This window comes from Paenibacillus sp. EB106-04-04-XG159, from assembly GCF_058791835.1.
Genome location: NZ_JBYTDY010000006.1, coordinates 219,708 through 232,188 on the forward strand (window position 1 = coordinate 219,708; position 12,481 = coordinate 232,188).

Annotated in this window: 18 protein-coding genes; all 18 read right to left on the bottom strand. The window is 35.2% G+C overall.

Annotated elements, in window-relative coordinates; all coding sequences use genetic code 11:
* Window positions 1-25: 25 nt before the first annotated feature.
* Window positions 26-415 carry a cytidine/deoxycytidylate deaminase family protein gene (locus AC3WTP_RS09930; protein WP_492394434.1) on the bottom strand — a complete coding sequence of 130 codons (390 nt, stop codon included), beginning with the start codon at window positions 413-415 and terminating at the stop codon, window positions 26-28.
* A gap of 17 nt (window positions 416-432) precedes the next feature.
* The gene (locus tag AC3WTP_RS09935) at window positions 433-699 is read right to left on the bottom strand and encodes a hypothetical protein (RefSeq protein WP_492394435.1); all 267 of its coding nucleotides are present in this window, start codon (window positions 697-699) and stop codon (window positions 433-435) included.
* A gap of 378 nt (window positions 700-1,077) precedes the next feature.
* Window positions 1,078-1,173, bottom strand: a complete 96-nt coding sequence (comI, locus tag AC3WTP_RS09940) for a competence inhibitor ComI (protein ID WP_492394436.1) — start codon at window positions 1,171-1,173, stop codon at window positions 1,078-1,080.
* 202 nt (window positions 1,174-1,375) lie between these two features.
* Complete coding sequence (locus AC3WTP_RS09945; RefSeq protein ID WP_492394501.1) at window positions 1,376-1,870, bottom strand: NUDIX domain-containing protein; 495 nt, start codon at window positions 1,868-1,870, stop codon at window positions 1,376-1,378.
* 26 nt (window positions 1,871-1,896) lie between these two features.
* Window positions 1,897-3,024 carry a CHAP domain-containing protein gene (locus AC3WTP_RS09950; RefSeq protein ID WP_492394437.1) on the bottom strand — a complete coding sequence of 376 codons (1,128 nt, stop codon included), beginning with the start codon at window positions 3,022-3,024 and terminating at the stop codon, window positions 1,897-1,899.
* Complete coding sequence (locus tag AC3WTP_RS09955) at window positions 3,021-4,007, bottom strand: phosphotransferase (protein WP_492394438.1); 987 nt, start codon at window positions 4,005-4,007, stop codon at window positions 3,021-3,023. Before AC3WTP_RS09955 ends, AC3WTP_RS09950 begins: the two co-directional genes overlap by 4 nt.
* Window positions 4,008-4,067: 60 nt before the next feature.
* Window positions 4,068-4,808: a class I SAM-dependent methyltransferase gene (locus tag AC3WTP_RS09960; RefSeq protein ID WP_492394439.1), complete on the bottom strand. Its 741-nt coding sequence runs from the start codon at window positions 4,806-4,808 to the stop codon at window positions 4,068-4,070.
* A gap of 60 nt (window positions 4,809-4,868) precedes the next feature.
* Window positions 4,869-5,246, bottom strand: a complete 378-nt coding sequence (locus AC3WTP_RS09965; protein ID WP_492394440.1) for a hypothetical protein — start codon at window positions 5,244-5,246, stop codon at window positions 4,869-4,871.
* A 30-nt stretch (window positions 5,247-5,276) separates the two neighbouring features.
* Window positions 5,277-5,912 (bottom strand): hypothetical protein, encoded by a 636-nt coding sequence (locus AC3WTP_RS09970; RefSeq protein WP_492394441.1) that lies wholly within the window; start codon window positions 5,910-5,912, stop codon window positions 5,277-5,279.
* A 164-nt stretch (window positions 5,913-6,076) separates the two neighbouring features.
* Entirely contained in the window at window positions 6,077-6,583 is a 507-nt protein-coding gene (locus AC3WTP_RS09975) for a DinB family protein (protein WP_492394442.1), read from the bottom strand.
* Window positions 6,584-6,756: 173 nt separating this feature from the next.
* Window positions 6,757-7,167 (bottom strand): hypothetical protein, encoded by a 411-nt coding sequence (locus AC3WTP_RS09980; protein ID WP_492394443.1) that lies wholly within the window; start codon window positions 7,165-7,167, stop codon window positions 6,757-6,759.
* A 101-nt stretch (window positions 7,168-7,268) separates the two neighbouring features.
* Window positions 7,269-7,829 (bottom strand): GNAT family N-acetyltransferase, encoded by a 561-nt coding sequence (locus tag AC3WTP_RS09985; protein ID WP_492394444.1) that lies wholly within the window; start codon window positions 7,827-7,829, stop codon window positions 7,269-7,271.
* Window positions 7,830-8,398: 569 nt separating this feature from the next.
* Complete coding sequence (locus tag AC3WTP_RS09990) at window positions 8,399-9,106, bottom strand: HAD family hydrolase (RefSeq protein WP_492394445.1); 708 nt, start codon at window positions 9,104-9,106, stop codon at window positions 8,399-8,401.
* Window positions 9,081-9,545: a DUF6678 family protein gene (locus AC3WTP_RS09995; RefSeq protein WP_492394446.1), complete on the bottom strand. Its 465-nt coding sequence runs from the start codon at window positions 9,543-9,545 to the stop codon at window positions 9,081-9,083. The genes AC3WTP_RS09990 and AC3WTP_RS09995 overlap by 26 nt, the downstream gene beginning before the upstream one ends.
* A gap of 14 nt (window positions 9,546-9,559) precedes the next feature.
* Window positions 9,560-9,721: a hypothetical protein gene (locus AC3WTP_RS10000; RefSeq protein WP_492394447.1), complete on the bottom strand. Its 162-nt coding sequence runs from the start codon at window positions 9,719-9,721 to the stop codon at window positions 9,560-9,562.
* Window positions 9,722-9,760: 39 nt separating this feature from the next.
* Window positions 9,761-10,255 carry a 2,4'-dihydroxyacetophenone dioxygenase family protein gene (locus tag AC3WTP_RS10005; RefSeq protein WP_492394448.1) on the bottom strand — a complete coding sequence of 165 codons (495 nt, stop codon included), beginning with the start codon at window positions 10,253-10,255 and terminating at the stop codon, window positions 9,761-9,763.
* Window positions 10,256-10,432: 177 nt separating this feature from the next.
* The gene (locus AC3WTP_RS10010) at window positions 10,433-10,750 is read right to left on the bottom strand and encodes a GNAT family N-acetyltransferase (protein ID WP_492394449.1); all 318 of its coding nucleotides are present in this window, start codon (window positions 10,748-10,750) and stop codon (window positions 10,433-10,435) included.
* Window positions 10,751-10,993: 243 nt separating this feature from the next.
* Window positions 10,994-12,301 (bottom strand): DUF4365 domain-containing protein, encoded by a 1,308-nt coding sequence (locus tag AC3WTP_RS10015; protein WP_492394450.1) that lies wholly within the window; start codon window positions 12,299-12,301, stop codon window positions 10,994-10,996.
* Window positions 12,302-12,481 lie beyond the last annotated feature (180 nt).

Sequence of the window (12,481 nt, forward strand, 5' to 3'; positions counted from 1 at the left end):
CTTCCCCCTTATACTTACGATCATTTTATAAGCATGGATGAGGTAATAATTCCTTGATTCTTATCTTTTGATATTTCCCTTCGGTTTGTAATATTACAAAGCTTTCAGGTGCATATTCATATATCAATTGTCTGCAATTTCCGCAAGGTGGCAACACAGGATGAGGATGTTCCTTTCCGTATACGGCCACTATGCATTCAAAATCACGTTCACCCGAGGTAATGGCTGCACCTAATGCTATCGCTTCTGCACATGATCCATGTATACCATCAAGATTGACTCCAACGAATATTTTTCCGTTCTTGCAACGTACAGCTGCACCAACTGTATGATTATAGTTTGTATGATCAAAATTATTTTCAATAACATTCTCAGCTTTCTTTAATAATTCGATATCATTGATATTCAGCTCCATGGGTTTCAACCTCCACATTAATAACTTCTATCTCTCAGATCTTTATCCGAAAATGACAGTTGAATGGATTCAACATTTTCTTGACCACTTAATGAGATATAATATTCTCCATTAACAAAGATTTTTTCTTCATTTCCTATTGTTTTGAAGCCATTTGATTTCAATATTTGTATGCATTCTTGAAGGGAATCTCCAATATTAATCCCAAATATTCTAAAATGACCTCCAAATCCCTCCTGGTACTTACCAGGTCCCCATATCTCAATTAATTCATCTTCAGTCATACCCATTCTAATCCCATCAGCATAAAGGTTACTATTAATGTCTGATAGACTTAGTTTACTTTCTGAACTTAGAGAAATAAGTATTATGATTGCACTTAGTATAAATGCTATGGGTAATATCAGGTTTGCTCTCTTTGGGATTATCTTGTTAAGAGTTGATATATTACCTACCTCCCTGGGGAATTTCCGATAACGTCTATCTTTATCTTCGAATTTTTCTTCTCACACTTTGATCATGTTTTTCTTTGTGTTATCATAGATGTAATAAAGACCAAGTGCGCTAACACTTGGTCAGTACAATTGGCTTGGATGGTTTATTCCCTTCTGAGTCTTATAGGAGACAAAACCCACCTTCGGCGGTAACCATTGGGTGGGTTTTTACTTTCTCTTGTTGTTTTGATCGATGTATGTTAAAAGAGCAAGAATGAACGTTCCAAATAAGAACATGATCGTTATTGCATCTTTCACTTCCATGGCTTCACCTCCTCCAAAGTGTCCGAAGGAAACTTACTTCGAAAGCATTTGCTTGAAGGGAAACCATGCCCACCCAAGATTCAATTGTAGTTATATTTTACCTGTATTCACATCTGCGTACAAGCGTTCCTATACGGTTCTAGAATTTCTTCTTATGAATAAGGTATTAAGTTATTTGATAGAGATATCTTCTTCAGAATTACTAAAATACCCCTGGATCCATTAGTTCTGTCCATTGTACCAGTGGTTCTTCATTATTCCTCATCGTCATAGTCCCTACATGTACACTGGTTTTATGTCTATTCTCGTTATAGTGTTGAATCATGAACTTCAATATAGTAGAAACCCTTAAATTCTCTACTTCGTTCTTATGTATCCAGTATAATTCTCCTTCATCAGAACTGATCACATCCGAGTGTCTACTCTCCCCAAAATAAACATACTGTTGTCTGATCTCATCGTCTTTCTGGCGTAACAAAATATATCTTAATTCCAGATTGATTAGGTCATCCTTCTTCAACCCTGTCTCTTCCTCTATCTCTCTAAGGCAGGCTTCATAAGGACGGTTTAATTCCTGTTCTTCTAAATGCCCTCCTACTCCACTCCAGAACTCAAAAGAAAAAACTCTTCCCGGCTTCTTCTTTATCATCAGTAATTTGTCATTATATGAAATAAAGGCTGTTGCCATTTCTCTCATCTTCAAGCTTATATCAACTCCTTAATTCACCCACATACAATAGGATTGTAATCACCTCTAAACTCAAATTGATAGCCGTTGTCTATACGGATATAACCCAATATGCAATGCCACCTATTTCTATAGAAAACGCTAGAGTAATTCTGATTATCCCTATTACCCTCTGCAGCTAAAATTTCATTGTCGTCGCATGCTAATACAATACCTATATGATCATGTGAGTCATTAGATAGCAATTTTTCATAAATCACGATATCACCGCGTCGAGGAGTAAACCCATTTTGCTTATCAGAATGGAAAAATCCAGTTTCAGGCAACTGGGCCCATTCCAACCAAGCTCCTACACCAGCTAGTCGATATATGCCATTCGGGTATCGAATCGGTAATAGAAATCCGGCTTGCATACAACAGTAATACACGAAAGCAGCGCACCAACTATTCTGCAATACTTTATAGATATCTTGATCAGGCCAATATTTGCAGATTTCACGATATCGTTGATCTCCGTGTACTCCGATTATATTTTCTCTACCGAGTGCTTCAGCTATATCAGCCAACTTGCTGCGCCTATCTGTGTTCTGGAGAATCTCATCCTTTTGGTGTGCTACCTCTTCCGTACACTCTTCTGGAATCGCTAGTTCACGAAAAACATTTCGTAGTCTATCGGCATCTTGCTGCGTTAAGATACAGTTCGGATTCTGAAAGTATAACTGCATCACATAAGCATCTTTTAGGAGTTCATCATAAGGACCATGGATCTTACTTCTGTCCCCTCTATAAAAGATCGCCTGTAATATTGTGATTTGTTCTTCTTTGGTGAAGATATTCAAATCTCTTAATAGAGGTCTTGCCGTTTCTGCGCTGTTTGGACCAGGAAACTCTTTAATTCCGGTTTTAAAAAAATAATAATCGTGAAGAAGGCCAATGATTGCAGCGATTTCCTGATTGAGACCCCTTTTCTTCGCAAGCAAGGAGGCAAGGTTAGATACCCCGTAAAGTTGAACATATGCATCCTGTCTCTGTTCTGCGCTATTTATGGAAATGATCATTTCTTGAACTAGAAATCGAATGCTTTCAAGTCGCTTATTGGTTCCCACACTGTTCAAAATATTGCCCCCTTGGATGGGATTTTCTTCAGATAACAAGTCACTCATCGAGTAACCCCCACTAAATTCTTGTAAGCATTTAACGATTTCCATACAAGCTCCTCATCCCTAACACCATGATGAACAAATAGCTTTAATGGAAAAAAGACTCCTTCCATGATCGATATTCTGATATCCTCCACGAATTGATCGTATGAATATTCGACCTTGATTTTATTACGCAATGAATGAAAATACAGATCAAAAATCCGTAAGGTCTCGTCACAGCCATGAAATAAATCATGAACAAATAGCATTACCAGGTCCTCAGTACATAGCCCCATCTTCACTGCCTCAAGATCTATGATGCACGGCCTTGCATTACTGAACAACGGATATAATAAATTGCCAACGTTCAGATCACCATGTATATATGTAGTATTTTGATATCTGGATATACGATCAATATGTTTTTGGGCATGTTCACGTAAACGAATTAAGCTCTCCTCGTAAATACTAAACTGATCTTCCCCAAGGCCATAAGTCTGATGCTTTCTAAATTCATCATAGTCTCTCTCTAAAAATGCAATGTGCTTTACATATTCCTCCACACTCTCCAGATGCCTAGGAGCAGACAGCTCGCTTGTCTCCCAGGAGACCGCGTGAAACTGTGCGATCGCTTCAATAATATTTGCTAATCGATCGGAATCAATTGGCGGTTCCCAGTCTGCTATGCTGCTATGTGACGGGGTCAGATCTTCCATCAGCAATATACCTTCTTGTCCAACTGTATCATACTCATTGAACAGAACCTTTGGAATAGACACATCCTTATTGGAGTAATACTTGTATATCGTATTTTCGTATGGAATATTGTTTGAGACCGTGCACTTTTCTAATAGCGATAAAACCCTATTGTCTTCTGTTTGTACATCTATTTTATGGAGGGAAGCTCGAGTTCGAGCAACCTGTTCTGTCCTCCGGATGTCAATAACCTTAGTAATTCCATGATCTCTTAATATTTCTAGTAATCGATCATCGTTTAGCGGCATTTATTGTCTCTCCCATCTTGCTTGAATATCGCCTAATGTTCTTGTATTCAAACCACATTCTTATTTCTCCGCAAGTATCGTAAACTCCCATGGGATGTTTTCATTATTCCATCCACGATGTTCATCAAACTTCTTCAATATGAAACCTGATGAAAGAACAGCATTGATAATCTCACTCAAAGTATACAATCGAATGGAGACATCAGGAAAACCCGACTGTTCCTCTTCGTCAAAGAATCCCTTGTATGCCACGTCTCCGCTTCTTAGTTCCGGATCAAAATATTCGATTTCCCCTTGGCTAATAATGCATCTTCTAAAGGGATGGAAGTCACTTAGAATCATGCTCCCTCCATCTTTCAATAAACCAAAAAGAATAGACATAAACTTATCTAGATCACCAAAATAATGTAGTATCCCTCCTTCTAAATAAAGAAGGTCAAAGTATCCTCCATACTTCTTCAGATCAATCTCATAGATATCAGTAACGATATAATCTATTGTGGTATTCGCACTCGCAGCTAATTCTAAAGCATAGTTGCTATTTTCCTCAGAAATATCGAATACGGTCACCTCTGCTCCTAATAAAGCTATCGGAACAGCTTTCCTTCCATTGGATCCACACAGATTAGCAACTTTTTTACCTTCAACATGCTCAAAATAATGTTTATGCTTTTTAAGGCATGCGATCGGATTTTCTAATATTTGATTTGCTAACTCCTCAGGTGTTCCACCTCTTTTATGCCAAAACTCGTATGCTCGATACTCCCATGCTTTTTTATTTCTTTGACTTTGTTCATTCAATTGGATTACCCCTTTCTGTTTTTTACATTTATACACTGTTGGTTTTGCGCTAATTGCCGATTACAAACCACTATCAAAAATACTCGTCATTTCTTCAGGAACCTCAATTACTCGCTGTACTTTATAATCCTCACTTGGATTATCTTTAATAATTTCAAGTAATATGACTTTTCCATTTTCCATCCTGATATAGCTGTAAGTCCTATATTCAGCCCCTGCAGTTGTAATCTCAGATAATTCATTAAACTGTTCCATGCTAATAAGCCCTTTTTTAGGTTCGGATAAATACGAATTAAATTTGTTGTAATCTCCTTTATTCAACGCAAGTTTCATAAACCAAGCTAGTTCTTCAGGGCTTTCTGGCTTCACCATCTTCGCTGACGAACATCCAATTAGCAATAAACAAAGCAGGAATGGTAAGTAAATTCTCTTATTCATTAATGCTTCACCCCTCACTTCCTTTCGGTACTATCCCTCAAGATCAGTGTACGTAATAATTTTCTTCGCATATATATCCCATTCTTTCGAATCCGTGTTTATCTCAATTGTAGGCACTTTCGATAATTTGGCTTGCTCTCTTAATAGCATTTGAGTATCTATCAACTCTTTGCATCCCTTCAAAATATCTTCTCTCGATTTCCCGCTCCATATCCCAGCATCTCTACTCATTATTCGTTCCTCAACAATCTCATCTGAAATTGTCAATAACGCACATTTCGCTCCAAGTTCAACTAAGTTTTGTTCTAATTCTTCAATTTCATGATTTAATGTGCTGCTAAAGGCTGCTCTGTGATTTAAATGAAATCTTTCTAGTACAAAAAACAATCCCCGAGATTTACGAGAAAACGGGCCCAGCCCGATAGCCCATTCATTTAATTGTGTTAGCATTTCTACTCTTTCTTGTAGTAACTTTAAATGTTCAGATCTACTTAATAAAACGAATTCACCATTAACACTATTTAATACTTGGGAATAATGCTCCCCCAGCACAATAAGGCTTCGTTCAGCACTTTCATCCTGAGATTGCATCAACTTTAATGTTTTTAATAGTGATGTTTTCCCTGAATTAGAGTAACCCTCCAGTATAATTCCTCTTATATGCATCCCAGAATTCCCCCTAATATTCTTTTCTCTGTAATGTAGAATCCTTTAACCATTCTTTTAAATCATCTGTACTTATGTAAACATAATTACTAATTCTAATGACAGGAAACAACTTACCAGAATATGAACCAGTGGTCCTTAACTTGCTTTCTTCACTAGATCGTTTACTTTAATCCACTTATATTTTCATCAATTTGTTTAATATGTCTTTGTTCATGTAAATACAGTGATCTAACCCAATCAATTAATAACATCTCTTTAAAGACGGGGTGTTTAAAGTGTCTTCTACTCAGAACTGATAGGTCTTCTACACTGTTCAATGTCTCATATAGCTTCTGTCTTGAATCGTTTAGTTTTTCAATAATTTCTTGATATTCTATATATTCATCCGTTGGTTTAGCAATATCAGGAGCTTCTAACTTCTTACTTCTATCAAGTAGAAATTCCAATGACTTTTTTTCAACGAATGAATCTTCTTCGCTCTTTAATCCTCGCTTTATGGCTGCAACATATAATTCTTCTGTCTTACTGAGATGTTGACATACCTGACTAATACTCCAACTGTTTGAGTCTTTATGTGCATTTAATTGATCCCCACTTAATCCTTTAAGAATGTCTAGCAGTTCGTCTCTTGTTTCTTTTAATTTTTGATTGATTTCTTGAAGTTCCATAGAATGCTCCCTCCTCTAATTTGTTGAGGATATTTTTGCTTAATTCACTACATATGCTATTGAAAATTAATTCATTCATTTATATCAGTCCTAATCTTGATGGATGTCTTGAAATAACTGCAGCATCAATGCAAAACAGCTCCATTGGGATGCTTCCCATGTGGAGCTGGTGCCTAAAACGTTATATTATCTTTTGTTGTGTCAGTATTCAAAAGGATACTCCACTCATTATCGTGCTTACTTAATATGAAGACCATTTCTGCACTTTGATCATCTACAACAAGTTGGGTTAGTACTTTGTATGTATTGCTATCAACTTCTTTTGTTTCTACAATTTCATACTTACTCAAATTATGATCTTGTACTGACTTAGTAAACTCTTCTTTTTCAGGAAGACTAGTTGTGTTCAATAATTCATAAGCTTGTTCAGGTTTGTTTTGCTTTACATTTTCAAGATACGAATCAACGGTTTCTCTAACTACTTTCTCATCGCTTTGTGTACAACCACTAGTTATTAAGGAACACAGCATCAAAATTAATAATAATCCTTGAAGTATACTTCTCTTATTATTTGTTCTATTCATTTCCGCACACCTATTCCCTATGGAAAAATTATGATATGCTAATACTCTATCATAAATTACATATGATGGAAAGAACAGTCGTCACCCGGTCGAAGAAACGATTATTTAATCTTTGCATATAGATAAGTATCTCGAATTCCACTCCCATCAACTGATATATCTTCATTTCGAAGTGTACCTTCTAACACAAATCCTAATCTTTCAGGAATCAACTTGCTTTTAATATTTAAAGTATCACATCGTATTTCAAGCCTTCGAGCCTTTAATTCATTAAATGCAAAATCAGAAACACCTTGTACTGCTTCTGTCATATATCCCTTACCACTAAAACGTTTATCAATCCAGTAACCTATTTCGAATTTAGGAATATCCCAGTTTGGATTATGCAGCCCCGTTACTCCAATGAACTGATTCGTTCCCTTTAGAAAAATTAGTAGCCTTAGTTCTTCACGTGTTAAAAATCTACAGTGGGCTGTTCTGACAATTGCTTCTGTGTTTTCTTCAGTTTGTGTCTTTCGAACAAAGGGCAACCATTGGTTCAACTCATCAATAGAAGCAACAATTGCATCATATACTGCTTTACCATCTCCAGGCATTGGCATTCTTATATATAGCCTTTCAGTGTAGAATTCAGATGGAAAGTCTAATAGAATCGGATCCACTCAAATAACTCCTTTCCGTTTATTATGCAGTTAGATTGTACTCGCGTTGATTTCTTATAACGTCTCTTATATTTACGAACCAAAATCCTTAATTACATACTAAGGGCAGCTCTGATATACATTCAATTAGCCTGTTTATATAAAAATTCATTAACATCGCTTGAAAATATAAGAATAATTGAAGTTATCAAGTTCAGTAATAAAGTGATTATGGTTATGATCAATAGATTCGTTAAACGTGTCTCAATTATCCCTTGAACTAATGCATTTGAGAATAAGAATAGGTTTATTAAGGTGTAAATAATAAAAATCCATTTAGCTTTGTTACTTCCCAAATAGATGAAAGCAGAAATAGTAATCCATATTATAGATCCTAAGAGATTTGAAAATATTCCATGCATTAAACTAATGATTTCAACAATTATAATAAACACAACATTTAAAATAACCAGAGTACGCGTAACGATCCGTCCACGCTTAACTTGTCTTGTTATGAAATCATCGCTTTGGCTAATAAAAAAACTCCTCTCTCAGAAAGGTTCTGCACCGAACTTCGCATCCTTCAACTATCAATCAAACGTTTTTTCAATTAAACTCTCCAATTCATATAAGTCCTTGATACTTTTATAATCTCCATTAATAAATTCCTCACTGCCTCTTAACAGCCATACCGTATGTATACCCAACTTCTTCGCGCCATCCAAGTTATGAATGTTGTCATCCACAAATATAACCTCATGGGGATTAACATTCAGTTCCTGCAAAGCAGTTATATACATCCGTTCATTAGGTTTCCTAACTCCTAATATGGACGACATCACGAAAGTTGAAAAATAATTCCGTAAATTGAGATTAACAAAAACTCTTTCTAACGAAGGCCATGTATCCGAAACAACACCTAATTTATAGGCAGCACTTAATCTTGGGATAACATCAAACACATCATCATGGAATAAAAACTTCTCGTCATTATACACCGTATCCTTCGCGATACCTTCTATATCTGTATTGGTTAGTTGTAATTGTGGAAGCTGATCAGCAAATTCACTATAGAATTGTACAAACAGTTCATATTCTTCTTGTTCTGTTAACACATAATCTTGCTCATCTATTCTCTTTATGCAATGTTGAAACACTTTCTGTAATGCATCCATTCCTTGCTTTTCAAATAAAGGTCTATCAATATATTTATAAAAGTTGGGTGGAATAAACCAATGTCCTGTTCTAGGGTGATTCAAAACTCGTCCTGAATCAAAAAGGATCGCTTTTATTTTCATGTATGTCACTCTCTCTGTTGATTATTAAAGAACTTGGATCAGATATGTAACCATAAATATAGAAAGTATCGCTGTCCAGCCTATATGGAATTGATAGTCCCATTAAAATCTTAGTTAAATCCTCTGTAATATCAATTAACTCAGGGGGCACTAATCTTCCACGATGTTTTAGATATCTTGGCCGCACTCGGATCCACTCAACACTATAAAACGGTGCAAGTCCTTCAACCCAATCACCCCAATACCACACATCACTTTCGAATTTTTCCGGATATAATCTATCATCTAAAACATACTTAGCTTGAAATGGCGGAGGAAATAATAAATCATTAAGAACAGCATACTGAAGCTCTTCCCATTTGGTATTATTCATGATTGAAGTTAACTTCCTTGCAGAAACAACCTCAATTACTCTTTTTTTGTTTTTATCTAAGACCACAGATTATTCCTCTCTTATTCCTTATCATTGCTTTCTTGTTTAATCAAAAGATCCAACCGCTCAATGATTCTTTCTTGGTTTTCCATCTGCTTTTTTAGCTTATAGTTCATACTACTGAGTTCAAAAATTATGATAAGAGGAACAGATATAACAAGAAAAAAATTAATAATCTCCACTGTCATGTCTCCTATTTATGTAGTCATTTCAACTTTCACTCAATATATTAGTTCCTCCAAATATTGAATTCCATGTTCTTCACAATAGTCCCTATACTTTTTAAGTACTGTATATATATCGTCTTGACCAATGACTTGGTTGTCTTCATTAAAATATTGCAGGCAACCACCCAAGATAAATAAGGTAATCACTTCTTCGTCTTCTGTTATTAATGTATGAATGTCTCCTGGTGGTTCAAATATAAACGTTCCTGGTTTAGCAACCCAATCTCTACCTTCATATCTCCAAGTCCCTTGTATGTTATAGCCAATTACAGATCCGCCAGTATGCCTGTGTCTGTTTAACGTTTTATTGCCTTTTATCTTAAACAAATAAGTCCATGTGCCTGTATTCAAGTCAAATCTTAAAGGTTTATAATGACACGTCCCATCGTCAAAAGGAACCCATGGTAACTCTTCTACATTGAAAATCTTTTCAGTTAATTGCATCTTCTCTGCAAAATGTATGACCGACTCTTGAATGAGATTATTCATTAATTAATCACCTTCGATTTCGTTTATTTACTCTGAGATTCATTCCATATAGTAACTCAATATAGTGTATCCATTATCTTCTATTTCCCCAGTATCCTGAAAGCCGCATTCCTTATATACTCTGTTGGCTACAATATTGTGCGGTACATGAGATACTCTTATTTGTTTACAATCCATTCAATTTCTTAGTTTATTAATGACTTCCTTTATAGCACATTTACCGTAGCCTTTACCTTGATACTTTTCGTCAATCATAAACCTAAGTATCCAGTAGTATCCATCAGAATATATTTCATCATCAAATAATATAAATCCAACCATTTGATCATTAGCATATATTCCATATGGCTTAGACGTAACTTCCTTAACTGCATGCAATAGCGAATCCGAGTTTGATGCAACCAGTGTTAATTGATCTTCTCGTGATCTAAGAGCGACACACTCTAATTCGTTTTCTTTGGTAATAAGTTTCAATGTAACACTTACGGGATTCATAGAAAGTTTCCTATTTAATGTAGTTCTTCTTGTGAATGATTCAGTATGGATTTCTGAATCTTACAGATAACGTTCTTGTGTTTACAACGTTTATTCCCCTTCGAAAGCTCTTATCTTAGAGAAATGAATGTATCTGCTACTTACACTTCACTAAATTATCTTCTGCAGACCGAGGGTGGATGCCCGATGCGTGAACATGGTGTTAGATGAAGTTGCTGACTTCTTGAATTACTTACAAAGCATTTATCTTATTTTACGTCTTTCATATTCATAAAATGGTAATTGCTCTAATGCTCTTTCAATAGAGTTCTTTATTAACCAGGCTTCACTTTTTTTATCTCTATTAGATTCAATCGAGTAAATACCTAGATCATGAATAGCAGATATGAAATCAAGTAACACTCTATCTAGTTCAGTGCAATCAAAGGGTGGATAACCCCTTTCAGAAAAAACATAAAAATGTTCGTCTAATTTAAGCTTAAATCTTTTTACGTATTCCTTTAGTGAATTAAAGTCAATTACTTTATCTTCATATTTACTATGAGTCATTTGAATGTCTCTTAGAATTATATTGAAATTATTGAAAGTTTGCTCTGCTAGCTTTAGATATTGACCCTTATTCATTAAATTCTTTTGTATTAAATCCGAAAACATCTCATGCATAGAGTCCCATTTCACTCCAATTGAATCTATATATTCATCAGGTGATATGATACAAGGTTTAACTGCTAATTCTTCATTAATCCATTGGGTTCTGCAAAATGGTAGCCCGTGTTTTACTTGTTTAATGTCATTGAAAAAAAACATGACTATAACATCACAAGGCTTATCTAGATTATGAAATTGTGTTGTGTTAGCATGTTCACTATATAATAACTCCTGATTTATTTTTGGTATTAATGTTCTCATAGCATCTTGAGAGGTAGCAAATGATGTTTCAACTAAAATTTTAGCTGAAATTCTTTTGGCAATAGAAGTAGAGATATTATCTTCAGCGATCAACGTATAATACCTTTGAAAAGTACTAAATTTCCTCATTTGAGAAATTTCATTTGCGCCATTGTGCGCCAGATTGATTAGTCTATCTTTAAAAAATTCATTTGTGAACGAAACAGATTCAATCGTTGAAAACTTTACAGTAACAGATGATTTGTTACTTCTCCATTCAGAATTTTCATTATCTAGCTTATTGTATATATAATGCTGAACCCATAACCAATAAGCCTCTTGAGTTGAAATATCATAGAGTACTAAAATTACTGGGATATCACATACATCACAAAAATGAAGAAATTTTATTGGACAAGGATAAGATATGACCTCTGCATTGATATTCAAACTACTAATTGATTTAATTTGCACTTTAACAAACTTTCCACTTGTTTGTTTGTCTACTGAATCAAAAATCTCTATTTCACCATCTATATCATTGTCCTGTGACAAATCTCTAAATTTCCATCCCAATTTATTAAGATGATATCTAAGATGGATTCTTGATTCTTCTTCATTTTGTTGGTCTTGTGAATATACTGATCTTTTAATTTCAGTCATTAGAATTCGCCTCATTTTTTTCCAGAAGTTTGAACTAATGTTGTGTATCTACGACGCCGATAGCCTTAAGACCACAGCTCTTTTGGTGGGTCATCAAACTTAGGCTCGAATGATGTGTCTGCCTGATTCCTCTTTCCTGAATTCTCTCGGGCAAACGAGGCATTAGCCGCAGCGTAGTTA